This window comes from Janthinobacterium sp. LS2A, assembly GCF_036543145.1.
Taxonomy (GTDB): Bacteria; Pseudomonadota; Gammaproteobacteria; order Burkholderiales; family Burkholderiaceae_D; genus Janthinobacterium; species Janthinobacterium aestuarii.
Window position 1 is genome coordinate 275139 of the sequence record NZ_JAZHPB010000004.1, and the last position, 23839, is coordinate 298977.

26 protein-coding genes are annotated in these 23839 nt (G+C 64.3%); 14 read left to right on the top strand and 12 right to left on the bottom strand.

Annotation, left to right across the window (positions count from 1 at the left end; translation table 11 throughout):
* Positions 1 to 65: 65 nt before the first annotated feature.
* Together V3C40_RS14010 and V3C40_RS14015 are read right to left on the bottom strand one after the other, a co-directional pair.
* Positions 66 to 1094 (bottom strand): alpha/beta hydrolase, encoded by a 1029-nt coding sequence (locus V3C40_RS14010; protein WP_081368209.1) that lies wholly within the window; start codon positions 1092 to 1094, stop codon positions 66 to 68.
* A gap of 105 nt (positions 1095 to 1199) precedes the next feature.
* Positions 1200 to 2090, bottom strand: a complete 891-nt coding sequence (locus V3C40_RS14015) for a LysR family transcriptional regulator ArgP (protein WP_072454693.1) — start codon at positions 2088 to 2090, stop codon at positions 1200 to 1202.
* Positions 2091 to 2292: 202 nt separating this feature from the next.
* Between V3C40_RS14015 and V3C40_RS14020 the strand changes: the two genes are divergently transcribed.
* From V3C40_RS14020 to V3C40_RS14045, 6 genes are all read left to right on the top strand, one after another.
* The gene (locus tag V3C40_RS14020) at positions 2293 to 2898 is read left to right on the top strand and encodes a LysE/ArgO family amino acid transporter (RefSeq protein WP_034757131.1); all 606 of its coding nucleotides are present in this window, start codon (positions 2293 to 2295) and stop codon (positions 2896 to 2898) included.
* An 88-nt stretch (positions 2899 to 2986) separates the two neighbouring features.
* Positions 2987 to 3436 carry a thioredoxin TrxC gene (gene trxC / locus V3C40_RS14025; RefSeq protein WP_072454692.1) on the top strand — a complete coding sequence of 150 codons (450 nt, stop codon included), beginning with the start codon at positions 2987 to 2989 and terminating at the stop codon, positions 3434 to 3436.
* Positions 3437 to 3506: 70 nt separating this feature from the next.
* Entirely contained in the window at positions 3507 to 4016 is a 510-nt protein-coding gene (locus V3C40_RS14030; RefSeq protein WP_331777885.1) for a MarR family winged helix-turn-helix transcriptional regulator, read from the top strand.
* On the top strand, positions 4013 to 4759 hold the full coding sequence (locus V3C40_RS14035; RefSeq protein WP_331777748.1) for a HEAT repeat domain-containing protein: 747 nt from the start codon (positions 4013 to 4015) through the stop codon (positions 4757 to 4759). Before V3C40_RS14030 ends, V3C40_RS14035 begins: the two co-directional genes overlap by 4 nt.
* A gap of 16 nt (positions 4760 to 4775) precedes the next feature.
* Positions 4776 to 5111: a DUF6616 family protein gene (locus V3C40_RS14040; protein WP_331777749.1), complete on the top strand. Its 336-nt coding sequence runs from the start codon at positions 4776 to 4778 to the stop codon at positions 5109 to 5111.
* A gap of 62 nt (positions 5112 to 5173) precedes the next feature.
* Entirely contained in the window at positions 5174 to 5764 is a 591-nt protein-coding gene (locus tag V3C40_RS14045) for a DUF1287 domain-containing protein (protein ID WP_072454688.1), read from the top strand.
* Here V3C40_RS14045 and pdxR read toward each other — a convergent pair.
* A complete protein-coding gene (gene pdxR, locus V3C40_RS14050) occupies positions 5733 to 7205 on the bottom strand; it encodes a MocR-like pyridoxine biosynthesis transcription factor PdxR (protein ID WP_072454687.1) in 1473 nt (490 codons plus the stop codon). The two genes, V3C40_RS14045 and pdxR, sit on opposite strands and share 32 nt — an antisense overlap.
* Positions 7206 to 7310: 105 nt before the next feature.
* On the opposite strand from pdxR, the gene V3C40_RS14055 reads away from it, so the two are divergent.
* Positions 7311 to 7751: a carboxymuconolactone decarboxylase family protein gene (locus V3C40_RS14055; RefSeq protein ID WP_072454686.1), complete on the top strand. Its 441-nt coding sequence runs from the start codon at positions 7311 to 7313 to the stop codon at positions 7749 to 7751.
* An 80-nt stretch (positions 7752 to 7831) separates the two neighbouring features.
* On the top strand, positions 7832 to 8128 hold the full coding sequence (locus V3C40_RS14060) for a hypothetical protein (RefSeq protein ID WP_051991917.1): 297 nt from the start codon (positions 7832 to 7834) through the stop codon (positions 8126 to 8128).
* An 80-nt stretch (positions 8129 to 8208) separates the two neighbouring features.
* Here the strand turns inward: V3C40_RS14060 and V3C40_RS14065 are convergent, their stop codons facing one another.
* Positions 8209 to 9384, bottom strand: a complete 1176-nt coding sequence (locus tag V3C40_RS14065) for a multidrug effflux MFS transporter (RefSeq protein ID WP_072454685.1) — start codon at positions 9382 to 9384, stop codon at positions 8209 to 8211.
* Between the two features lie 188 nt (positions 9385 to 9572).
* Here V3C40_RS14065 and epsC point away from each other — a divergent pair, with 188 nt between their 5' ends.
* Positions 9573 to 10526 carry a serine O-acetyltransferase EpsC gene (gene epsC, locus V3C40_RS14070; protein WP_331777750.1) on the top strand — a complete coding sequence of 318 codons (954 nt, stop codon included), beginning with the start codon at positions 9573 to 9575 and terminating at the stop codon, positions 10524 to 10526.
* Between the two features lie 107 nt (positions 10527 to 10633).
* Here the strand turns inward: epsC and V3C40_RS14075 are convergent, their stop codons facing one another.
* The 7 genes from V3C40_RS14075 to V3C40_RS14105 all read right to left on the bottom strand — a co-directional run bounded on the left by V3C40_RS14075 (position 10634) and on the right by V3C40_RS14105 (position 18406).
* Positions 10634 to 11113, bottom strand: a complete 480-nt coding sequence (locus V3C40_RS14075; protein WP_051991848.1) for an META domain-containing protein — start codon at positions 11111 to 11113, stop codon at positions 10634 to 10636.
* An 80-nt stretch (positions 11114 to 11193) separates the two neighbouring features.
* Positions 11194 to 12084: a subclass B3 metallo-beta-lactamase gene (gene bla / locus V3C40_RS14080; RefSeq protein ID WP_331777751.1), complete on the bottom strand. Its 891-nt coding sequence runs from the start codon at positions 12082 to 12084 to the stop codon at positions 11194 to 11196.
* Positions 12085 to 12148: 64 nt separating this feature from the next.
* Entirely contained in the window at positions 12149 to 12907 is a 759-nt protein-coding gene (locus tag V3C40_RS14085; RefSeq protein WP_331777752.1) for a hypothetical protein, read from the bottom strand.
* A 195-nt stretch (positions 12908 to 13102) separates the two neighbouring features.
* Positions 13103 to 14467 (bottom strand): hypothetical protein, encoded by a 1365-nt coding sequence (locus V3C40_RS14090; RefSeq protein ID WP_331777753.1) that lies wholly within the window; start codon positions 14465 to 14467, stop codon positions 13103 to 13105.
* A gap of 394 nt (positions 14468 to 14861) precedes the next feature.
* Positions 14862 to 16253, bottom strand: coding sequence for an LLM class flavin-dependent oxidoreductase (locus tag V3C40_RS14095; RefSeq protein WP_331777754.1), 1392 nt, complete (start codon positions 16251 to 16253; stop codon positions 14862 to 14864).
* Positions 16254 to 16256: 3 nt separating this feature from the next.
* Positions 16257 to 17084 (bottom strand): MetQ/NlpA family ABC transporter substrate-binding protein, encoded by an 828-nt coding sequence (locus V3C40_RS14100; protein WP_034757191.1) that lies wholly within the window; start codon positions 17082 to 17084, stop codon positions 16257 to 16259.
* A 107-nt stretch (positions 17085 to 17191) separates the two neighbouring features.
* On the bottom strand, positions 17192 to 18406 hold the full coding sequence (locus tag V3C40_RS14105; RefSeq protein WP_331777755.1) for an acyl-CoA dehydrogenase family protein: 1215 nt from the start codon (positions 18404 to 18406) through the stop codon (positions 17192 to 17194).
* 254 nt (positions 18407 to 18660) lie between these two features.
* Here V3C40_RS14105 and ssuE point away from each other — a divergent pair, with 254 nt between their 5' ends.
* From ssuE to V3C40_RS14130, 5 genes are read left to right on the top strand one after another with little or no spacing between them, the layout of a single operon-like run.
* Positions 18661 to 19281 (top strand): NADPH-dependent FMN reductase, encoded by a 621-nt coding sequence (gene ssuE, locus V3C40_RS14110; RefSeq protein ID WP_331777756.1) that lies wholly within the window; start codon positions 18661 to 18663, stop codon positions 19279 to 19281.
* A gap of 24 nt (positions 19282 to 19305) precedes the next feature.
* Positions 19306 to 20310 (top strand): sulfonate ABC transporter substrate-binding protein, encoded by a 1005-nt coding sequence (locus V3C40_RS14115; protein WP_331777757.1) that lies wholly within the window; start codon positions 19306 to 19308, stop codon positions 20308 to 20310.
* Positions 20311 to 20331: 21 nt separating this feature from the next.
* On the top strand, positions 20332 to 21492 hold the full coding sequence (gene ssuD / locus V3C40_RS14120; protein WP_070279091.1) for an FMNH2-dependent alkanesulfonate monooxygenase: 1161 nt from the start codon (positions 20332 to 20334) through the stop codon (positions 21490 to 21492).
* Position 21493: 1 nt separating this feature from the next.
* Positions 21494 to 22285 carry an aliphatic sulfonate ABC transporter permease SsuC gene (ssuC, locus tag V3C40_RS14125; RefSeq protein ID WP_139092366.1) on the top strand — a complete coding sequence of 264 codons (792 nt, stop codon included), beginning with the start codon at positions 21494 to 21496 and terminating at the stop codon, positions 22283 to 22285.
* A gap of 25 nt (positions 22286 to 22310) precedes the next feature.
* A complete protein-coding gene (locus tag V3C40_RS14130) occupies positions 22311 to 23141 on the top strand; it encodes an ATP-binding cassette domain-containing protein (RefSeq protein WP_331777758.1) in 831 nt (276 codons plus the stop codon).
* Here the strand turns inward: V3C40_RS14130 and V3C40_RS14135 are convergent.
* Positions 23098 to 23808 carry an HAD-IA family hydrolase gene (locus V3C40_RS14135; protein ID WP_331777759.1) on the bottom strand — a complete coding sequence of 237 codons (711 nt, stop codon included), beginning with the start codon at positions 23806 to 23808 and terminating at the stop codon, positions 23098 to 23100. The genes V3C40_RS14130 and V3C40_RS14135 overlap by 44 nt on opposite strands.
* Positions 23809 to 23839 lie beyond the last annotated feature (31 nt).

Below are 23839 nucleotides of genomic sequence, written 5' to 3' on the forward strand. Positions count from 1 at the left end.
GCCTTGCTATGCGGCCAGACGGCACGCGGTATCGTGCGTATTGGTTCAGGCAGAACGCCCGCCCTTCACGGGGCGGGCGTTTTGTCGTAGGCGTGCGGCTCAGGCGCCGGCATGGCCGCGCCAGATACGTGAGGCTGCAAGGCTATGCCTGCCGGCAAGGCTGTATTGGACAAGACCGCGGACAAGACTGCGGACGAGGCCGCGTCACCGCTCCCGGTCCCGCTGTTCGCATCGATGAAGGCGCTGACGGCATCCAGGGTGGGTGCCAGCCTGCGCAAGGGGCCGGCCAGCGTGGCGACCAGGGTGGCGTGGCCCACGTGGTCGAAATAGGTTTCCGTCACGGGCCGGTGCAGCGCCCGCAAGGCGCTGGCCAGGCCGCCCGTGTTGCGTTGCGGATTGACCAGCTTGTCCTTGCCGGGCAGCGGGGCGATTAGCAGGGCGGGCGGGGCGTCGGCCGTCACATGGTGGATGGGCTGCGAAGCGGCGGGCGTGTCCGGGTAAAAAAAGACGGGCCGGGTCGTGGTGTTTTCGATGGGCAGGAAATCATAGGGGCCGGCCAGGCCTATCCAGCCCCGCAAGTCGTGCGGACGCATGCCGTGGCGCGCCAGCAGGCTGGCGTCGAGCGCCAGCATGGCCGCATTGTAGGCGCCGGCGCTATGGCCCATGACGAACAGGCGCGTCGGGTCGCCCCCATGGCGGCGCGATTCCATCGCGGCCCAGGCCACGGCGCGGGCCGCATCCTGCAAGATCTCGGGGTAGTGCACGTCCGGATACAGCCGGTAATCGGCGATCACGGCCATGTAGCCGCGCGCAGCGAGCGCGTGGCCGACGAAGGCATAGTCGGCGCGTTCGCCCGTCGTCCAGTTACCGCCATAAAAGAACACCACGACGGGCACGGGTCCCGTGCGGGTCTTTGGGGCATACACATCGAGCTTCTGCCGTGGCAGGGGGCCGTAGGCCAGGCCCCGCGTCACTTGCGAGGCGCTGCCGGACGACAAGGCATTGATGGCGGTCAAGGGCGAGCAGGCGGCCAGGCCGGCAGCGAGCGGGATGGCCGCCAGCACGCCGAACAGGGTGGTGCGCAGGATCGTCATGCTGGCTCCCGATGGTGGTGGATGATGCTTGCAGTGTAGGCCAGGCTGGGCAGGGCGCACACGGGGAAGTTGCTCTCTAGTATAGATAAATGTTGCATGCGTCAATCAATCCTGTAACAGCCATTTGCGCGCCGTGGCGATGACGGCGTCCGACAGCGTGCGCGTGAGGGGCGTCTGGATATCCCAGGCATGCCAGGTCAGGGGCACGTCGAGCGCTTGCCCGGCCGCCACGTCGATGAGCCGGCCGGCGGCCAGCGCCGTTTCTGCCTGCAGCAAAGGCACCATGCCATAAGCATAGCCCGCTTCGATGAAGCGTACGAAGTCGCGCGCAGAACCGAGCACATGGTGCGGATAGCGGCCCGTGTAGCCGAGCCGGTGCTGCAGGTAGCGCTCGTGCAGCGCATCCTTGCTGCCAAACGTGATGGCGGGCGCCTGGCTGACGGCCTCCACCGTAAAGCCATGGGGAAACCACTGCTGCGCGAACACGGGCGAGGCCACGCACAGGTAGCGCATGCCGCCCAGCGGCGTGGCCGTGGTGCCGGCCACCAGGTCGTTGGCGCTGGTGACGCAGGCAAACACGCGCCCTTCGCGCAGCTGGCTCAGGGTGTGGTCCTGGTCGTCGAGGCGGATATCGAGCAGGCACGACGGCGGCAACAGCAGCGGCCCCAGCGCTTCCGGAATCCAGGTGGCGGCGCTGTCGGCGTTGACGGCGATGGCCAGCGCCGGCAATTGCGTGGTGGGGCCGGGCTGGGCGTCGAGCGCCGCTTCGAGCAGCTTGACTTGCCGGTAATGGGCGATCAGGCGCTGGCCCGCTTCCGTCGGCAGGGGCGGATGGCTGCGGATGATCAGCAGAGTGCCTTCCAGATTTTCCAGGGTGCGGATGCGCTGCGACACGGCCGGCTGGCTGATCGCCAGCGCCTGCGCGGCCTTTTCAAAGCTGCCCAGTCCGATCACGGCGTCGAGGGCGGCCAATCCACGGTAATCGACGACACGCATAAGTTTCTCTTATATATGGTTAGAATCATTCATTATACTTATATTTACTTTTTCTTTACACTGTTGAAATAGGGTAACAACTCCACTCTGCCGCGCGGTCCTCCTGGTTCCGCACCACCCTCCACCTACCTCTGATGACTTTGCCTTTGCCGGCAGAGCGTGGGCGGCCGTGCGCGTGATGGAAAGCAATAAAGGAATCGATATGGACAGCGCAATCTTCTTGAAAGGCATGGGGCTCGGCGCGAGCCTGATCGTGGCCATCGGCACGCAAAACGCCTTTTTGCTCAAACAGGGCTTGAAGCGCCACTACGTGCTCACCTGTATCCTGGTCTGCCTCGTGTGCGACGCGATGTTGATCACGGCCGGCGTGGCCGGCATGGGCACCTTCATCGCCGACAACCCGAATTTCCTGCTGTGGGCCAAGGCCGGCGGCGCCACGTTCCTGATCGCCTACGGCTTGCGCGCGGCGAAGTCCGCCTGGCGCCCAACGGCCCTGACGGTGTCGGCCGCCAAGTCGCCCGAAGGCTACTGGGCCGTGATCGGCGCGGCGCTGGCGTTCAGCCTGCTGAACCCGCACGCCTTCCTCGACACGGTCATCCTGCTCGGCTCGATCGGCGGCCAGCATGAAGGCGTGGGACGCTTCTACTTCGCCGGCGGCGCCATCATGGCATCGGCCCTGTGGTTCTTCCTGCTGGGCTTTGGCGCCCGCTACCTGGCGCCCGTGTTTGCCAAGCCCATGGCCTGGCGCGTGCTCGACGGCATCATTGCCCTCGTCATGTGGGCCATCGCCGCCTCGCTGTTCCTGTAAGCGTGACAAGCGCCGCAGCCTGCCTGCGGCGCGCGGCAATTCCCCGTAGAATAGCTGTCAACTTGACGCTATGCTTTCCAGGAATGCCATGACCACCACGCCAGACTCCCTGCACATCGTGTGCCCCCATTGCGACGCCGTCAACCGCCTGCCCGCCGCGCGGCTCGCGGAACAGCCCACTTGCGGCAAGTGCCAGAAGGATTTATTCACGGGCCAGCCCGTGGACCTGGCCAGCGCCCGTTTCCTCAAGCATATCGAACGCAGCGACATTCCCGTGCTGGTCGACTTCTGGGCGCCGTGGTGCGGCCCGTGCCGCAGCATGGCGCCATTCTATGTGCAAGCCGCCAAGACCCTGGAGCCGGCGTTTCGCGTCGTCAAGGTGAATACGGAAGCGTCGCCAGACCTGGGCAGCCGTTTCAATATCCGCAGCATTCCCACCCTGGCCCTGTTCCGTAGAGGCGTGGAGGTGGCGCGCCAGCCGGGCGCCATCGATGCCAATGCCATCGTCGCGTGGGCGAGGGACAAAGCCCGCCTTTGAGCCGGCAGGAAAACCAGCACGGTTTTCCATTTGACATTTAATATGGCGCCATATTATATTGCGCCATATGATAAAACTCGAACAGAAATACACGGCCTTGCTCGGTGACGTGCAGCGCCGCGCGCTCGGCGCGGACACGCAGGCATCGATCGGACGCTTGCGCCTGTGCTTTGAAGTGCTGGGCCTGGCGTCCGCCATCGATGGCGATTGCGCTGTGCGCCTGGGCCGGCATGGCTTGTCGGAAGGGAAATTTGTGCTGCTGTCTCTGTTGCGCGACGTGCCCGACGGACTTTCGCCGCACGAACTGGCCGAGCGGGCAGGCGTGACGCGCGGCACCATCACGGGCTTGCTCGACGGCCTGGAACGCGACGGTTTCCTCGCGCGCCATCCTGACCAGCTTGATCGGCGCAAGCTGCTGGTGCGCCTGAGCGCCAAGGGAGAAGCCGCCGCCGCGACCCTGGTCGATGAGCACGCGCAGTGGATCGCCAGCCTGTTTGCCGATTTCACGCCGGCAGAAATGCAGCTATTGAGTGCGCTGCTGGAAAAAGCCTGGCGCAAGACGGACCGGGGTGCCGCATGAGCCGCGGCATCGCCGACATCGCGCCCGCGCGCCTGGCCCTGCTGAACGGGGGCAATGTGCCCAGCGCCACCCTGACGGAAGGGCTGGCCATCGATTTCGCCCAGCTGCTGGCCGCGGCCGTGCCCGGTATTGGCGCCGCCCGCCTGGAGCAGATGCGCGCGCAGGCGGCAGACGGCATCACCAGGCGCATGGCGCTGGCGGCGCAATTGCTGCTGGACGCCAAGGCCGATCTGGCTGTGCTGCAAGCCCACCCATCCGACACGGTACGCGGCTGGGTCTGCTTTGCCATCGCCGCCCAGGCTGGATTGAGCTTGCCGCAGCGGCTGGCCGCCATGCGGCTGCTGGCCGACGATGGCCACTTCGGCGTGCGTGAATGGGCCTGGCTGGCGCTGCGTCCCCATCTGGCGGCGCATCTTGACGAGGCAATCACCTTGCTGGCGCCGTGGACGGCGGATCCGTCGGAAAGAGTGCGCCGCTTTGCCTGCGAAGCGCTGCGTCCGCGCGGCGTGTGGTGCGCGCATATCGCCCGGTTAAAGGCGCAACCGCAGCTGGCCTTGCCCGTGCTGCAGCCTTTGCGCGCCGACCCGGCCATCTACGTGCAGGATTCCGTGGCCAACTGGCTCAACGATGCGGCCAAGAGCCAGCCGGACTGGGTGCGCAGCCTGTGCGGGCAATGGCTGCAGGAAACCCCTGCCGCTGCCACGCAACGCATCTGCAAGCGCGCCCAGCGCTCGCTTTCTTAATTCTTGGGAGGAAAACATGCATTATCTGTTAGAACTGTACAGCCCGAAACCGGCCTGGCTGGCCCTCGATGGCGTCGCGCGCCAGGCGTATTTCGACACGGTCGGCGCCGGCATGGCGGCCTTGTCCGGCATGGGCGCCGAAGCGCTGGCCATGGGCGCCATCGATGACGGCAAGCTGCATGCGGCTGCCCAGCAATTCTATGCCGTCTGGCGCTTCCCGGACGGGGCGGCACTGGACGCCTTGCTGGCGGGCATCGCCGGCACGGGCTGGCATGATTACTTCGACACCGTCAATGCGGCTGGCACGGCCGTGGATTTCCCTGGCCACCTGGCGCAGCTGGCGGCAGTTTAAGCGTACGGCGTTTTCCTTGCCACTGAGGTAAAGTTGACATTTCCATCTGAATACCGACGTTGATGCCGACCAAACTGCTCTCCACCCTGTTGCTTGCCCTGGCGCCCATGCTGGCCTCGGCAGTCCCTGCCACTCCGCAAGCGCTCGTCGCCGCCGCCCGCAAGCAGGTGGGCGTGACCGTGCAGTACGATCCGCGCTACGAACGGCTCGCCTATCCGGGCGGCGACGTGCCGCTCGAGCGGGGCGTGTGCACGGACGTGGTCGTGCGCGCTTACCGTCAGCTGGGGCAGGATTTGCAGGTGCTCGTACACGAAGACATGCGCAAGGCGTGGCAGGTGTACCAGCAGCAGGGACGCTGGCAGATGAAGGGACCGGACCGCAATATCGACCACCGCCGCGTGCCGAACCTGGGCACCTACTTTGCCCGCCACGGCACCAGCCTGCCGCCAAGCAAGGAGGCGAACGCCTACCGCGCGGGCGACATCGTCACGTGGCGCTTGCCGGGCAACCTCACGCACATCGGCATCGTCAGCGACAAACAGTCGTGGGGCGGCGTGCCGCTCATCATCCACAACATCGGCGAGGGCGCGCGCGAGGAGAATATTCTGTTCAGCTATCCGATTACCGGACACTACCGCTGGCAGCCGCGCTGACGGATACGGGCGCTATTTCCTGCAGGATCGCCAGCACCTTGGCCAGCGCCGTGTCGATATCGAGCTTGTCGATGGCGCCATAGCCGAGGAACAGGCCTTCATGGCGGGCGGGGCCATGGTAAAAGCTGGCCAGCGCATACAGGCTGATGTCGGCCTGGCGCGCGCGGCGCTGCAATTCGGCGATATCGAGCGGCGCCTGGGCCAGGGCCGCCACGTGAAAGCCGGCGCTGGCCGGCACCAGGCGGAACCACGGCGCCAGCGGACCGTTGAACCAGTGCAGCAGACGCTCGCGCCGCCCCGCATAGATATCGTGGCAGCGCCGGATGTGGCGCAGCAAATGGCCGTCGCCGATGAACTTGGCCAGCGCATGCTGGCCCAGGCTGGCCGTATGGCAATCGCTCAGGTATTTTACCGTCTGCACGGCGGCCACGATGGCTTGCGGCAGCACCACATAGCCGAGCCGCAGTTCCGGCAGCATGATCTTGGAAAAGCTGCCCACGTGCGCGACGATGCCGTAGCGGTCCATGCTTTGCAGCGCATCCTCGGGCCGGCCCTCGTAGCGGAACGCGCTGTCGTAATCGTCCTCGATGATGATGGCGCCCAGCTGCTGCGCCCGCTCCAGCAGGGCGTGACGGCGCGCCATGCTCATCGGCATACCCAGCGGGAATTGATGCGCGGGCGTGACATAGATCAGCCGCGTGCCGTCCGGAATTTGCCCGACGATCAGGCCATCCTCGTCCACTTCGATGCCCACTACGCGCGCGCCCTGGCTGGCGAACACGGCGCGCGCCACCGGGTAGCCGGGTTCTTCCACGGCAACCGTGTCGCCCGGTTCCAGCAAGGTTTGCGCCAGCAGGTGCAAAGCTTGCTGTGCGCCGCTGGTGACGAGCACCTGTTCTTCTGTGCAATGGATGCCGCGGCTGAAGGCGGCATGGCCGGCGATCGCCGCGCGCAAGGCGGGCAAGCCTTCCACAGGACCATAACGGCCGCGCGCCTGGCCACCCTGGCGCAGCGCGTGCAGCATGCAGGCGCGCCATTCATCCTGCGGGAAGTGCGCGGGCGTGGCACGTCCGCCGATGAAGGCGTAGCGCGCCGGCGTTTCCTGGCTGGCGCGGCGCAAGGGCGTGGGCGTCGCTTCCCAGCGGGCGATGCGCTGCGCGCTGGCCAGCGGCGCGCTGGCGTGGCGGCGCTGCGGCGAGGCGTGCGGCGTCTGCACGAAGCTGCCCACGCCCACTTTGCCGACCAGCAGTTTTTCATAGCCGAGCTTGTCATACACGTCGGACACCGTCTTGCGCGACAGGCCCAGCTGGCTGGCCAGCAGGCGCGAGGGCGGCAATTGCTGGCCATCCGTCAGCCGGCCCGAGCGGATGGCTTCGCTGAGCTGGCGGTACAGCTGGCCGCCCAGGTCGCGCGTGCCGTCGATCAGGATATGTAATTCCATGGTGTGTCTGCTGGTGGTCTGCTGTTTTTCGGGGAGATTGGCCTGCCGCACGTACTTCTTGCGCTTCTACAATGATGCATCTCTACTTTATCAAGGAATGCCATCATGACACAGCAACGACTCGATTTCATGCAAGCCTCGCCCGATGCCATCAAGGCCATGTACGCGCTGGAAGCGGCGATCGCCAAGCTGGGCGTCGAACACTCGCTGCTCGAGCTGATCCGCCTGCGCGCTTCGCAAATCAATGGCTGCGCCTTTTGCGTGGACATGCACACGAGCGACGCGCGCAAGGCGGGCGAAACGGAGCGCCGCCTGTATGCCGTGTCCGTCTGGCGCGAAACGCCGTTCTTCACGCCGCGCGAGCGGGCCGTGCTGGCCTGGACGGAAGCGCTGACTCTGCTGCCGCAGAACCACGCGTCCGATGAAGATTATGCTGCGCTGGCGGAACAATTGACGCCGGCGGAAATGGTCAACGTGACCCTGGCCATCGGCTCCATCAATACCTGGAACCGCCTGGCCGTGGGCTTTCGCAAGATGCCGGAATAAGTTCTTTGTTCGTTCGCGAACAGACGCATGGCTTGCCCCTGCGTAGGCTGGCAGGACGATTGATCAGCCAGGGAGCAGCCATGCAAGTACCTATCGGGGAGGGCGCCGACAAGACGCCCGAGCAACAGGAAGAAGCGCGCCGCGAATTCATCGCCGAACTGTGGCGGCGTTTCGAAGCCTTGCAGGAGTGGGCTGTCAGCCACTGGCCCGACCAGCAGCACCCGCTCAGTTCGGCAGACTTCGTTGAGACGCGCAAGGAGATATTGAGTCTGCGTTCGCCGGCGGGGTCGTTGAACCAGCCGTCGCAAAAGGATGAAGCGGAACCGGAGCAGGGCGGGGCGCAGTACCTGGATGTGACGCCAGCGCCGTGGCCGTAGGTCGGATTGGCGCTTGCGCGTAATCCGACGCCACCCGCCAATAATGTTGTCGGATTACGGCCCTCCGGGCCTAATCCGACCTACGCGTCGCTTTTGCCTTGCGCAAACACCCAGCAAACCAAACTCACCAGCAATCCCGCCATCACGCCATACGCCAGGTTCAAGGCGCTGTCGAACAGCAGCGGCGCCACCAGGCCCGAGACGAGGGCGAACAGCAGCATCTGGATGAACGACTGCATCGACGAGGCCAGGCCGCTGTTATTGGGGAAGTGGTTCAAGGCCATCAGGGTCATCGGCGGCATGGCGATCGACAGGGCGAACGAGTAGAAGAACAGCGGCAGCACGGCCCACGGCACTTCGGCGGCAAAGACATAGTTGTAGCCGATGTTGGCGGCCGCCGCCACCAGCATCAAAATGAAACCGGCCCAGATCATCTGGCGCTGGCTGTAGCGGTGGGCGATTTTCGCCGACAGGGCCGAACCGAACACCATGCCGCTGATCAGGGGAATGAACAGCCAGGCGAATGCCGTTTCCGGCAGGTGCAGGATGTTGATGATGAAGTAGGCGGCCGAACCGATGTACAGGGCGAAGCCGCCAAAGGCGGCGCCGATGGCCGTCGACAGCAGCAGGAACTGGCGGTGGCACAGCACTTTCCAGTAATTGACGGCGATGTCGCCCAGGTGGAAGGCTTGGCGCTGCTCCTTCGGCAAGCTTTCCGGCAGCGCGCGCCAGACGACGACGAACATCAGCACGCCGAACGCCGTCAGGAACCAGAATATCCAGCGCCAGCCCAGGCCCACTTGCAGCCAGCCGCCCAGCACGGGTGCGATGGCCGGCGCCAGCGCGAACACCATCATGATGTGCGAGAGGATTTTCTGCGCGGCGGCGCCAGAATAGCGGTCTTGCACGATGGCGCGGCCGATCACGGAACCGGCACCCGCCGAGAGTCCCTGCAGCACGCGCCAGGCCAGCAGCCAGCCCAGCGACGGCGCCAGCGCGGCGCCCACGGAGGCGATCACATACAGCACCAGCGAGACGAGAATCACGGGACGGCGGCCGAACGAGTCGGACAGGGTGCCGTAAAACAGCATCATGAAGGCGAACGTGAACAGGAAAAAGCTCAGGGTTTGCTGCACCAGCAGGGGGCTGGCATTGAAATCTTGCACGATGGCGGGGAACGACGGCAGATAGGTGTCAATTGCAAGCGGTCCGACCATCGCCAGGCCCGCCAAAATCCATGTTAATAATTTAGTCATGTTGAACAGTGTTTTTGTTAGTCCGTCATTTTACGCTAGTGGCAACAATCGGGTTTGGCGCCGGCTTTGTTTGCCACCCATATGCGTTTTTCGTATATACAATCTTGGAATTCTTCGTTTGATTCGCAGTGCCTGGCCGCTAAGCTGGGGCGACCCGGCTTGTTCGCCGTTTTCTGGAAGCGATACCTATGCACAGCATTTATCCCGCGGCGCCCGCCGACGACACGGCCCAGTGGAACCTGGGGCCCGTGATCCAGGCCTTGCGCAGCTCGCGCGAAGACAAGCACAAGATCCGCCATAACGGCAGGGTGCGCGAACTACCGTCGCGCGAAGCGCTCACCACCATCGTCAACGGCCTGTCGGCGGCCCTGTTCCCCACGCATTACGGGCGGCCCAACCTGACGGATGAAAGCATCGACTACTTTGTCGGCGACACGCTCAATACCACGTTGAACCGCCTCAGCGAACAGGTGCGGCGCGGTTTGCTGTTCTCGGCTCCGGCTCACGCCGTTCCGGCCGGTGATGAAGAGGGCGGCGCCAATGACGATGCAGCCCTGGCGCAGCAGGCGCGCGACATCACGCGCGCGTTTGCCGCCAGCCTGCCCGATATCCGCGCCTTGCTCGTATCGGACGTGCAGGCCGCCTACGCAGGCGACCCTGCCGCCACCTCGGTGGCCGAGATCATGCTGTGCTATCCGGGCACCATCGCCATTTTGTACCACCGCCTGGCGCACCAGCTGCACGCGCTCGGTGCGCCATTCCTTGCGCGCCTGATCGCCGATATCGCGCACACCCTGACGGGCATCGACATCCACCCGGGCGCGCATATCGGCGCCTCCTTCTTCATCGACCACGGCACGGGCGTCGTGATCGGCGAGACGGCCATCATCGGCCAGCGGGTGCGCCTGTACCAGGCCGTCACCCTGGGCGCCAAGCGTTTTCCGGCGGATGCTTCCGGTGCGCTGATCAAGGGCACGCCGCGCCATCCCATCGTCGAGGACGACGTGGTCATTTACGCGGGCGCGACTGTGCTGGGGCGCATCACCATCGGCGCGGGGTCGACTATCGGGGGGAATGTGTGGCTGACGCAGAGCGTGCCAGCTAACAGCAATGTATCGCAGGCGCAGATGCGCAACGATTAGGTGCGGCGGAAGGGGCTTGACTCCAGAGTTAGTGCTGGGGTCAGACCCGACGGGGGAATGCGCCCCAAAGGGCGGATTCCGATCGCGAAGCGACTGACCCCACAGTTTTACTTCACCGTCAGCACTTCATACCGCGCCACGGGCACGCCATCCTTCAGCAGCAGCAATTCCTGGTCGGCGTAGCGGTAGCCATTGACTTCGCCCAAGGTGGCCAGCAGCAGGCGCTCGAGGTCCATGTCCTGCGGCTGGCACATCATCATGGTGCCGGCCATCTGTCCAAAGTTCAAGGTGCTGACGCCATCGCTGGTGTAGCCGCCCATCATCTGGTTGCAGCCGCTGTTGCCGCTGGCGCGGCCTTCAGCCAGCTGCAGGGTCACTTCGCGCTGCTCGGGCGCCTTGCGCACCACTTGCTTGCCCTTCAATTCCTTCAGCTTCCACTGCGTGCCCGTCAGCTTCGGCGCCGGCTTGGCGGGCGAGGTGGCGCCAGGCGCGGCGGCGGCAGCATCGCTGCGCACGGGCGTTTGCGCGCAGCCGGCTGTGATGGCGACGATGGCGGCGAGGGGAATCAGTCTGGCGAGTGTGAACATGGTATTTCCTGGTTAAGGTGATAAATGATAGCCGCCAGCGTAGCAGATCGGCGCCGCGCCAGCGTGCACGGTTGACAAGCTCACTGCTGTTTTTCCTGCTCCAGCCGGGACTCGAGCACGGTGCGCGCCGCCGCCACATAGGCGCGGCAAGCCTGCGGGTCGACAAACGCCTCGCTGCCGGCCGTGGCGCTCGCTTCCAGCCTTTCCCACAATTGGGACGCTTCCGGGTGGGCCGAGATCAGCACGTCGCACGGCAGTTTTTCCAGGGTCTCGAAGCTGTGGCGCAAGTCCGCCACCGCGTTCGGATACTCGCTGCTGGCGCTGAACTTGAAGCCGGGACGCGAGACGGCGTTGAGGCTGTCCGCGTAGACCATGTTCAGGCAGCGGGGGCCGTCGCACGATTGCCAGGTCCAGCTCAGGCCTCCGGGCGTGTGGCCCGGCGTGGCGTGCGCCGTCACGTTGACGGGACCGACATTGAACTGGCCGCCGTCGCGTGCCAGGCGCATGTCCTTGACGGGCGGGTACTTGGGCAGCGCGTGGTATTGCGGATCGTCCGGGCCCACTTCGCCCGACGCCAGGTCCAGCGCGGCCGACGGGCTGGCCGCCACCAGCGCATCGCTGCGCCGCTGCAGTTCGGCCAGGCCGCCCGCATGGTCGATATGGCCGTGCGAATTGAGGATCAGTTTCACGTCCTCGATGCGAAAGCCCAGGGCGGCGATATTGGCGATGATCTTGGGTGCCGATTCCGGCAAGCCGCCGTCGACCAGCACGTGGCCCTGCGGCGACGTCACCAGCACGGAACTGAGGCCTTTCACGCCCACATAATAGGTATTGCCGAAGATGCGGAACGGCGCCTGGTCCGCGTTCCAGGTGGCGCAGATGTCGCAACCTGGCGTCTGCGCCCGGGCGACGGGGCCGGCCAGCAGCAGCGCCAGTGCCAGCGCCGGCGCGCGCGTAAGAGTGGGGGGCATTGCGATCCTTATCCGTGTTGCCAAGGTGGCGTATGCTGACATGGAACGGGGCTGGACGCAAACGTCACAACGATGCGGGCGGCGCATAGCCAGTGTCCTTGTACACCAGTTCGATCAGGGTATCGTCCGCATAGCGGGTATCGCCCACGGGCGCCAGGAAGGACGTGCCGCCATTTTTTACCTGCAGCGCGACGCGGCGCTCCCCATCGAGCAGGGTGGCGCTGGCGATGGCCGGATCGCTGTGCGTGCCCATCTTGAGCGCGTCGGCGGAACACCAGTCGGTGGTGCGCAGCTTGGTGGCGACCAGGGTGCGTATCAAGAAGGGCGTCTCTTTCTTTGCAATGGCGACCATCACCTGGCATTGCAGGCGCAAGTCGCCCAGGCGGCGCATGCCGGGCGGCACACCGTCGCTGCGGACGCTGGCCTGCCAGCGGAACTGGCCTTGCTTCCTGTTGGTGACCAGGTCCGCATCTTCGCTGTCGGCTTGCGCGCTGCGGGGCAGCACAAAACTGCCATCGGCCGACAGGGGCACGGTGATCGTGGTGTCGTTGCCGGCGATGCGCAAGGTCACGTCCTGCATGGCGTCCGCAGGAGCGTCGGGTCCGGGAATCAGCTGGAAGCGCACTTCGCGCGCCTTGGGCGCCAGTGCATGGTACTCGTCAAAGGCATCGAGGCCGGCCGCCATCACGCGGTAGGATTTCAATTCCGGATTGCGAATGCTGTTGACGTGGACGGCCTGGCCTGTGTCGGCCGGCGCGTCGGCGTGCGCCGCGCTGTGGATGAGGACCAGGATGGCGAGGACGGGAAGGAAAGGACGATGCACGTAGCAGCCTGTTTGTTTTTGACATGGCAAGCTAACATGAATAGCAAGGCTTGTCACTGGGGCGGCGAGCCAGCCTCAGATCGCGTGCGCGGCGTGCAGTTCGCCCAGGATGGCCTCCTTCAATGCGGCGTGCGCAGGCGGGGGCGGGGTGCGGCCACGTCGTAATGGGCGCGTGGCGTCTGAAATGGTCATAACTTAGTTCACTTTGATGTGATGGCGGCTAAACAATGCTTTGAAGAACTGTTCAACCATAATCGATGACTCAGCGGATTGCAGTTCAATCCCTCCAAATCGATAAACCTCATAACCTGCCAATTTGAGCTCCCGATCTCCTGCCGCCAATCTAGCATACCGGCGCGTGTCAGCTCGGCAGGTATCATCGGCGTAGTGTTGAACCCCGTCAACTTCAATTACGACTCTAGCACCGCCAGGGAAAAGAAGAAGGAAGTCCATACGATGGTTGAGTAGTGCGTGCACACCACGCTGTGCCACTGTCTTAGGATCCCAGTGCAGCCATACCTCAGGTAATAGCGCCGGTAAATCGGGAATCTCCTTTCCGAATGCTCTGTAGAACGATGTAAACAGTAAGCGCTGGGGTGGTGAAGATTTTGGCAAGCAAGATAATAGTCTTTGGTACAACGTCTTTTTCGCAGCTTGCTGGTCTTTTTCCATCGACATATCGGCCCACCATTGCTGCAAGTCTTTCCAACGCAGACCTTCTAAGCCTATTGGCCTGTCATAGAAGAGACAGTCGTTTGCGTTTGACACAATTTCGATGTCGTTGTTTACTGCGTCTCGAAAACGAATGTCTGGTTTGGTGGAGGATGCGAAGATAAGGTTTTTCGGCCGAGTGAGTGTTGTATGCAGAGTTACCAAGTTGAAGACAGGGTAGCCTTCGTGCTCGTCTGTGTGACGCATCTCTGCGCCACATGCCTTAAGAGGTACGTTCATCGCCGCTATGATAGACATCTGGTGCTCGATGTCTCTTTGGACATCTGCTGAGGTGAGGCCTTTGAGAAAGACACTAAATCGATTGTCAGAAAGATCAAACGCATTCAGGTAGTCGAATAGCCATTCGACGTCGGCGTCTTCTTCATTGCGGACAAAATGTCGAAAAATTTCTCCGAGTACTCCAGTGGGTTCGCCATTTAAAGATGCCCAGCTTACTGTCTCGTAGATGACAAACACATCTTTAAGCAGTTGAGCAAAGCTATCCCAATGGTGAAAGAGCACGAGTGATTGCAGTGCACGTGCGACGTCGCGACGGTGCCGTTTCGGTATAACAACAACTGGCGTATCGCCCCAAAGGATGTCTTGGACGTTATTACGCACTTGAGGACTCAAGTGCTCCCGGTCGACCAATTCTTGTGCGAAGAGGGGGACATCCACATCTTCCAAAGCATCGAAAGCGGCGTGCCATCGTTCTCGCTTACTGCCTACGTCGTCCGGAACTGGTAGCCCTAACTCAATGCAGCGTTCCGGTATAAACGTGTTCGTACAGTGATCTTTGAAATCGCCGACGATAGGACGAAGTAGGTCGCGTAAAGCAGGAATATCCATTTGGTCGCGTTGGTCAGAGGACTAACCAATTCTACTCTATGGCGAACAGCTATAGGCGAGTTGCCGAGCTAGACGAGCAGAAGTAACTATCGAGCGTAGAATTTTTATATATTGTGTAAGTGTGACCTGGCCAGCCGCAGGGGACCTTTATCGGAGCTAACCGCCGACTGCAGCTCATCTCATAAAGTGTCTGGAATTGCGGAATTGGCGAAATCCTATGGTGAGCTTTTTTATCTATTCTGCACGGCCGCTCCACACGCAAGAAGTCGGGATTTCACTTCACCTTAGTCCGGGCTCGGTCAGGGTGGGCAAGACGCCGACGGCGGCGCCGCTGGCGGCCAGTTGCAAGATGGTTCTGCGTTTCATGGTGTCCTTGAATGGGGAATCGGATATGTCAGGCCGCTGCCAGGGCGTCGGCGGCGGATGCGATGCTGACCAGGCGTCCCGCGTGATCGGCAGGCAGGCGCGGGCCCCGGCCGAAGACCTTGTGGCGCAAGCTGCCTTCCTCGTAATGGGTGCGGTAGCGGCCGCGCCGCTGCAGTTCCGGCACGATGTGGGCCACCACGTCGGCCATGCTGTCGTGGGCCACGGCGAAGGCGAGGTTGAAGCCGTCGATGCCCGTTTCATCGAGCCAGCTTTCCAGCTGGTCGGCCACCTGGCGCGCATCGCCCACCAGCACGGGGCCGCGCCCGCCCAGGCCGATGTATTCGGCCGCTTCGCGCACCGTCCACGTGCGATCCGGATCGGCCTGGCTGAACGAGGCCAGCGCCGAGCGGCCGGCCGGGGAATCGATGTAGTCGATGGTGGCGTCGAGCGGGTAGCGGCTGAAATCGACGCCCGTCCAGCCCGACAGCAGCACGAGGGCCGCCTCGATATTCACGTGGCGCAGGTAGCCGGCGTGCTTGGCGCGCGCTTCTTCTTCCGTGGCGCCCGTGATGACGAGCGCCTGCGCGTAGATCAGCAGCGCGTCGCCATCGCGTCCGCTTTGCCGCACGGCGGCGCGCAAGTCGTCGGCGTAGCGTTTCACCACCGTCTTGCTGGGGCCACTGACAAAGGTCGCTTCCGCGTGGCGCGCCGCGAAGCGCGTGCCGCGCGGCGAGGTGCCCGCTTGGTACAGCAGCGGCGTGCGCTGGGGCGACGGCTCGCACAAATGGATGCCGGGCACTTGGTAGTGGCGCCCGGCATGGTTGATCGGATGGACTCTGGCCGGATCGGCGTAGATGCCGCGTGCCTTGTCGTTGACGACGGCGTCGTCATCCCAGCTCTTTTCCCACAGCTTGTAGACGACGTCCAGGTATTCGTCGGCCAGGTCGTAGCGCTCGTCGTGGCCCAGCTGCTGGCTCAAGCCCAGGTTGCGCGCCGCGCTGTCTAAATAACCGGTGACGATATTCCAGCCGATGCGCCCACCCGTCAGGTGATCGAGCGTGGAAATGCGCCGCGCGAACGTGTACGGGTGTTCGTAGGTGAGGGCGCAGGTGACGCCGAAACCCAGGTGCGTGGTCGCCTGCGCCATGATGGGCACGAGCGCCAGCGGATCGTTCAGCGGCACCTGCACGCCGTGTTCCAGGGCCGCATCGAGGCTGCCCCGGTACACGTCGTACACGCCCAGCACGTCGGCCAGGAACACGGCGTCGAACAGGCCCGCTTCCAGCAGCTGCGCCAGTTCCGTCCAGTGTGCGGGATCCGTGTAGCGGTGGCTGCGGTCGCGCGCATGCGTCCACAGCCCCGGCGACTGGTGGCCGACGGTGTTCATCTGGAAGGCGTTGAAGCGTATCGTCTTGGCCATGGCTTACTTGGCTGCCGTTTGCAACGCTTGCTGGTAATCGGGTTTCGAATAGCCGGCAAAGTGCTTGTTCGTGATGTCGAGGAATTCGCGCGAGCGGTAGGCCGCCGCCAGGTCTTTCGCGAACTGCTTGTCCTTGTCCGCAGTGCGGATGGCCACCAGGTTGATGTAGTTGGGCGAGATTTTCTCGGCCACCAGCGCCTCCGTCAGTTTCAGTCCCGAGGCCAGCGCGTAATTGCCATTGATGAAGGAGTAATCGGTGTCGCCCAGCGAGCGTGGCAGTTGCGCCGCTTCCAGTGGCAGCAGCTTGATTTTCTTCGTGTTGACGGCGATATCCTTTTCCGACGCGCGCACGGGGTCGAAGCTGGCGCGCAGCTTGATCCATCCCAGCTGGTCGAGCAGCACCAGCGCGCGCGCCTGGTTGGTCGGATCGTTCGGCAAGCCCACCGTCGTGCCTTCCTTCACGTCGTCCAGGGTCTTGTGCTTCTTGCTGTAGATGGCAATCGGCGCGGTCGGGATCGTGATCAGGTCCGTCAGGGCCAGCTTGTGCTCCAGCGCGAATTTCTTCAGGTAGACGATGTGCTGGAAGACGTTGGCGTCGAGCGAACCCTCGGCCAGCGCGAAGTTCGGCTGGATGTAGTCATTGAACTCCACCAGCTTGACCTTGTAGCCCTGTTTTTCCAGGATAGGCTTGATGCCCAGCTTGATCTGGTCCGCATACGGCCCGGCGCTGGTGCCGATGGTGATGTCTTTCGGGTCCTTGGCGTGGACGAAGCCGCCGGCCAGGGCGAGTGACAGGGCGGTGAGGATGATGCTGCGGCGGGCGATGGTCATGTTAACTCCTGCATAATGAAGAACTGGGGTCAGACCCGCCGGGTCTGACCCCGGAAGTCCGCTAAATAGCCTGCGGCGTGAATGTATCGATTCGCCAGGCCGTGGTTTTACGAATACGCCGTCGGCTCGGGCACCGTGCCTGTCAAGGCAAAGCGTCCCAGGTCGCGCAGCTTGTAGTCGATGGGATCGTGCAGGGTATGCACGCGCACGTTGCGCCAGTAGCGGTCGTAGCCATACTGGGCCGAGGTGGAACGGGCACCCGTCAGTTCGAACATCTGGCTGCTGATCTCGAGTCCCGCCTTGTGCGCCAGGCACTTGGCCTCGGCCACGGCCACGGCCAGCAAGCCCCGTTCGCGCGCCGTCACCAGCGCGCCCTTGCGGAACACCTTTTCCAGTTCCTGCGCCGCATTGTCGGCCAGCACTTGCGCGGGGCGCAGCAAGAGCCACAGCTGGCCATAGCGGTGCTGCACCAAGGGGTCGTCCGTTGCCTTGGCCACGCCCGAGGCAAACCAGGCTTTTGCCTGCTCGTCCGTGTACTGGCGCGCCGCCTCGAACGCGCCTTCGGCGATGCCCAGATAGAGGTTGCTCATGATCAGTTGCGCGATCTGCGAGCGCACGGTCGCTTGCGGCGTGGCCGCTTGCGCGGGCGCCTGCAGCACGAGGTCGCGTGGCAGGGCGACACCGTGGAAATGCACATTGCCGCTGTCCGTCTGGCGCTGGCCGAAGGCGTCCCAGTCCGCCTGCACGGTGACGCCATCCTGGCGCGTGGGCAGGGCGGCGATCAGCGCCGTCTGCGTGGGCGCGTGCCAGGCGGAGACGGTCAGCCAGTCGGACCCCACGGAACCGGAAGAGAAGCTCTTGATGCCGTCGAGGATATAGCCGTCGCCACTGTCGGTGGCCGTGACCCGTTTGTCGAGCGGGTTCAAGGCATTGCCCCAGAACAGTCGCTCGTCGACGGTCAGGGTGAGCAGGCGGCGCTGCTGCTGCGCGCTGCCATACAGCTGCAGGCCGGCCAGCTGCAAATGGTGGAAGCCGAAGACGTGCGCCAGCGCGCTGTCGGCGCGCGCCAGGATGCGGATCACCTGGTAGACGAGGGGCCACGACGCGCCCTGGCCGCCGAATTCCACGGGAATCGACAGGGTCAGCAAGCCCGACTCGCGCAGCCATTCGCGTTCCTGCGCCGCATGGCCGCCGGCCTGGTCACGGGCATTGGCCGTTTCGGCCAGGCGCGCGGCCAGCGACGTGGCGATGCTGATGGCGTCCTGCAGGGGTTCCGGCACAGGCGGCTGGGGACGGGCGGCATGGAGAAAAACGCTAGACATGGGTGAGATTCCAGAAAGACGATGACGCTGATATTGCACCGCCCCGCGCGCGCCGTACACGAAGAAAACCGCGCATGGATATGCGAAAAAAGCCATGCGCGGACCGGTGCCTTCGCTTGCGGGGCGTCAGGCCCGGATAGTCAAAAAACGCATATCGAAGCGCGAAAGCATTCGTTTTACTGGGCTTCTGATGGCGATAGGCTGCAAGCATCCGAGCAACGCCACTTTCGACAACCTACAGGGACGGGCATCACATGAGCATCTTGTTATTGGGCGGTAGCCCGCAACTCCCATCGAGTTCCAGCCGCCTGCTGCTGCATATCGGCGAACAGCTGGCGCTGCAGGGCCACAGCTACGCCCAGCTGCATGTGCGCGACTTGCCGGCGCGCGCCTTGCTGCTGGCCGACTACGACGATGCGGCGATCGCCCGCGCCGTGCGCGCCGTGGCCGATGCGGACGCCATCGTGATCGCCACGCCCATCTACAAGGCGTCCTATACAGGGCTGCTGAAAGCCTTCCTCGACCTGCTGCCGCAAGATGGCCTGGCCGGCAAGCTGGTGCTGCCGCTGGCCACGGGCGGCGGCCATGCCCACACCCTGGCGCTCGACTATGCGCTGCGTCCCGTGCTCCATGCGCTGGGCGCCAAGCAAGTCTTCACCAGCATCTATGCTAATGCGCAGCAGCTGGCGTGGCACGAAGAAGGGGGCCTGAGCCTGGACGCGCCGATTGCCGATCGTGTGCAGGCCGGCATCGAGGAATTGTCCACGGGCCTGTTCGTGCTGCAGGGACAGCGCCCGCCTGCGCCAGCCGAGATCCCGCACCCCGTGCGTTCGCTGCAAGACCAGCCGTACGCGTCCCACTATCAAGCTGCCTGATTATTCACCGACCAAGGAACTGCCATGACACACCGCCACGCACAACGACTTTCGCGCCGTACCACCCTGGGCCTGCTGTTTGCCGCCGCTGCCGGCGTGATGGCGGCCGGCATGCCGGTCGCGGCGCAGGCGCAGGCCAAAGGGGAGCTCCAGGTGCGCATCGGCTACCAGAAATACGGCACGCTGACCCTGCTGAAAGGGCGCGGCACCCTGGAAAAACGCCTGGCCGAACAGGGCGTGGGCGTGAAATGGACGGAGTTTCCGGCCGGCCCCGTGCTGCTCGAGGGCTTGAACGTGGGCAGCATCGATTTCGGCACTGTGGGCGAGGCGCCACCGATCTTTGCCCAGGCGGCTGGCGCCAACCTGGTCTACGTCGGCAATGAGCCGGCGTCGCCGGCCAGCGAAGCCATCGTCGTGCCCAAGGGTTCCGGCCTGCGCACCCTGGCCGATTTGAAGGGCAAGAAAATCGCCCTGAACAAGGGCTCGAACGTGCACTACCTGTTATTGAAAGCGCTGGAAAAGGCCGGTGTCGCGTACGCCGACATCCAGCCCGTGTTCCTGCCGCCGGCCGATGCGCGCGCCGCCTTCGAGCGGGGCAGCGTGGATGCGTGGGCCATCTGGGATCCGTTCCTGGCGGCCGCCGAAAAGCAGCTGGGTGCGCGCGTGCTGGCCGATGGCAAGGGCCTGGTGGCGAACTACCAGTTCTACCTGGCTTCGCGCACGTATGCGGAAAAAAATCCCCAGATCCTGCGCATCTTGCTCGATGAAGTGGCCAAGGTCGATGACTGGGGCCGCAACAATCCGGAGGAAGTGGCGACGATCCTGTCGGCACAGACGGGGCTGGGCAAGGATGTCGTGGCGCTGGCCGCCTCGCGCTATGCGTATGGCGTCAAACCCGTGTCGGTCGATGTCATCGCTTCGCAGCAAAGGGTGGCCGATGCGTTTTCCGGACTGAAGCTGATACCCAAACCGATCGTCGTCAAGGACGCGCTGCTGCCGGCGCGCCAGCTGGCCACCAGCACAAAATAAACAAGCAAAGGAAAGCGCACCATGTCATTGAATGTCTTCTGGTTTATCCCTACCCACGGCGACAGCCGTTACCTGGGCACGTCGCAGGGCGCGCGTCCCGTCGATGCCGATTATTTGCGCCAGGTGGCCGTGGCCGCCGACACGCTCGGCTACGACGGCGTGCTGCTGCCGACGGGCCGATCCTGCGAAGATGCGTGGGTGGTGGCGTCGTCGCTGATCAGCGTGACGCAAAAGCTCAAGTTCCTCGTCGCCATCCGCCCCGGCCTGTCCACGCCGGGCCTGGCCGTGCGCATGGCGTCAACGTTCGACCGCCTGTCGAACGGGCGCCTCCTGATCAACGTCGTCACGGGCGGCGACCAGGGCGAGCTGGAAGCGGACGGCCTGTTTGCCGACCACGCCAAGCGTTATGAAATCTCCGATGAATTCATCAAGGTGTGGCGCGCCACGCTGGCGGGCGAGGGCGGCGCGGCCGGCTACGATTTCGAGGGCAAGCATATCCAGGTGAAGGGTGCAAAAACCCTGTATCCGCCCGTGCAAAAGCCGTATCCACCGCTGTATTTCGGCGGCTCGTCGGAACCGGCGCATGAACTGGCGGCCGAGCAGATGGACGTGTACTTGACGTGGGGCGAGCCGCCGGCCGCCGTCGCGGAAAAGATTGCCGACATCCGCGCGCGCGCGGCAAAAAAAGGCCGCACAGTCCGGTTTGGCATCCGATTGCACGTGATCGTGCGCGAAACGAACGAGGCGGCCTGGCGCGCGGCCGATGAACTGATCAGCCACCTCGATGATGACATCATCGCCAAGGCGCAGGCGGCCTTCGGCAAGATGGATTCCGTGGGCCAGCAGCGCATGGCGGCCCTGCATGGCGGGCGGCGCGACAAGCTCGAGGTGTCGCCCAACCTGTGGGCCGGCGTGGGCCTGGTGCGCGGCGGCGCGGGCACGGCCCTCGTCGGCGACGGGCCGACCGTGGTGGCGCGCATGCAGGAATACGCGGACCTGGGCATCGACACCTTCATTTTCTCGGGCTACCCGCATCTGGAAGAATCGTACCGCTTTGCCGAACTGGTGTTCCCGCTGCTGGGCAAGGGCAAGGCCGTGGGTGAGCAGTCACTGACGGGGCCCTTCGGCGAAGTCATGGCCAGCAATATCGTGCCTGCCGCGCCGCAGAAAAAGGCGGCCTGAGATGGCGGCCGGCTCCATACGACGGGCAGGCGCCGCGCCATGGCGTGATTCGCTGGCGCCATGGGCCTTGCCCGTGGCGCTGCTGCTGGCCTGGCAGCTGGCGGCGCAGTGGGGCTGGCTGTCGAGCCGCATCCTGCCCGAGCCATGGGCCGTGGCGAAGGCGTTCTGGCACCTGGCCGTGTCGGGCGAATTGTGGCTGCACCTGAAAACGAGCTTGTGGCGCGCGACGGTCGGTTTCGCCGTCGGTGCGGGACTGGGCTTGCTGCTGGGCTTATTGACGGGCAGCTTCCGCCACGCGGAAACCCTGCTCGACACGACCCTGCAAATGGTGCGCAACATCCCCGCGCTGGCCCTGATTCCGCTGGTGATCCTGTGGTTCGGCATCGATGAAACGGCCAAGCTGTTCCTGCTGGCCGTCGGCGTCTTCTTTCCCGTCTACCTGAATACTTTCCACGGCATCCGCTCGGCCGACCAGGGCTTGATCGAAATGGCGAAAAGCTATGGCCTCTCGGGCTGGCCTTTGTACCGCGACGTGATCCTGCCGGCCGCCATGCCCTCGATTCTGGTGGGCGTGCGCTTTTCGCTGGGCCTCGTGTGGGTGCTGCTGATCGTCGCCGAAACCATCTCGGCGCAGGCCGGCATCGGCTACATGACGATGAATGCACGCGAATTTTTGCAAACGGACGTGGTGCTGGTGGGGATTTTGTTGTACGCCTTGCTGGGCAAGCTGGCCGATCTGTTCTCGCGCCGGCTGGAACGCCACTGCCTGCGATGGAATCCCGCTTACCGATAGTGACGAAATGACGAAGGAAGACACCATGCTGCTCGCCCCCATCCAGATCGAAACGGATTTTTTGTCGCATTTCGTGCAATACGACCCGGCCAGTGCGCCGCCGCAGGCCAAGGCCGCGCCGCAAGCTCCCTTGGCGCGCCGTGGCGTGCCTTTGGAGCTGACGCAATTGAGCAAGGCCTATGGCGAACGTCCTGTTTTGAAGAACGTCGACCTGCAGCTGGAAGCGGGCGAGTTCGTCGCCATCGTGGGGCGCAGCGGCTGCGGCAAGAGCACCTTGCTGCGCTCGATCGCGGGACTGGAAAGCGTCGATGACGGCAAGGTTGCCATCGGCAGCGGCGTGGGCGCGCCCGACATCCGCATCATGTTCCAGGAATCGCGTCTGCTGCCGTGGAAAACGGTGCTCGATAACGTGGCCCTGGGCCTGCCCCGTTCCGTCGGCGCGGCGGCCGCCTCGCTGTGGACGGTGGGCCTGGCCGAACGGGCAAACGACTGGCCATCTGCCCTGTCGGGCGGGCAGAAGCAGCGCGTGGCGCTGGCGCGCGCCCTCGTGCACGAGCCGCAACTGCTGCTGCTCGACGAACCGCTAGGTGCGCTTGACGCCCTGACGCGCATCGAGATGCAGCAGCTGATCGAGTCGCTATGGCTGGCGCGCGGTTTCACGGCCGTGCTGGTGACGCACGACGTGGCCGAAGCCGTGGCCCTGGCCGACAGGGTGCTGCTGATCGAGGGTGGCCAGATCACCATGGACGTGCCGGTGGACTTGCCGCGCCCGCGCCAGCGCGGCCATGCGGCCTTCGCCGCGCTGGAGCAGTCTATCTTGTCGCGCGTGCTGCAGCCGTCTCGGCCAGGACAATAAAGCCGTCGGCATCGACGGTTGCGACGATGGCTTCATAATTGTCGATGGCCGGGTGGCGCGTGGCCAGCGGGTGCGCATGCGTGGCCGTGACGACGATGACCTTCGCGCCAGCCGCTTCGCCCGCCTCGATGCCGACCGACGCGTCTTCGAACACGAGGCAGTCGGAGGGCGCCACGCCCAGTTTTTCAGCCGCCAGCAGGTAGCAATCGGGTTTCGGCTTGCCCGCCTTGACGTCTTCCGCCGTCACCATGATGGCCGGTATCGGCATGCCGGCCGCCTTCAGGCGGGCCGTCGCCAGCGCACGCGGCGCCGAGGTGACGATGGCCCATTGTGCGGGCGGCAGCGATTCCAAAAAGCGCAGCGCGCCCGCGATTTCAATGATCCCTTCCACGTCGATGATTTCCGCATCCGTGATGCCCTGCGACTCGCGCTGCGCGTCGACGCCGGGCAAGCGCAGTTTGGCGATGGTGTCGACCGAGCGGGCGCCGTGGATGGTGGGTAAAAAGGCCGCCACGTCGAGGCCCTGGCGCTGCGCCCACGTGCCCCAGATGCGTTCGGCGGCGGCGATGGAATTGATGACGGTGCCGTCCATGTCGAACAGAAAAGCGCGGTAGCGGCCGGCGGCCGATGGTGTCGGGGATGAAGACGGCGAGGGCAGTGCGGACATGGCTTCCTTCCAGATGATGGGCTGGAAGCCA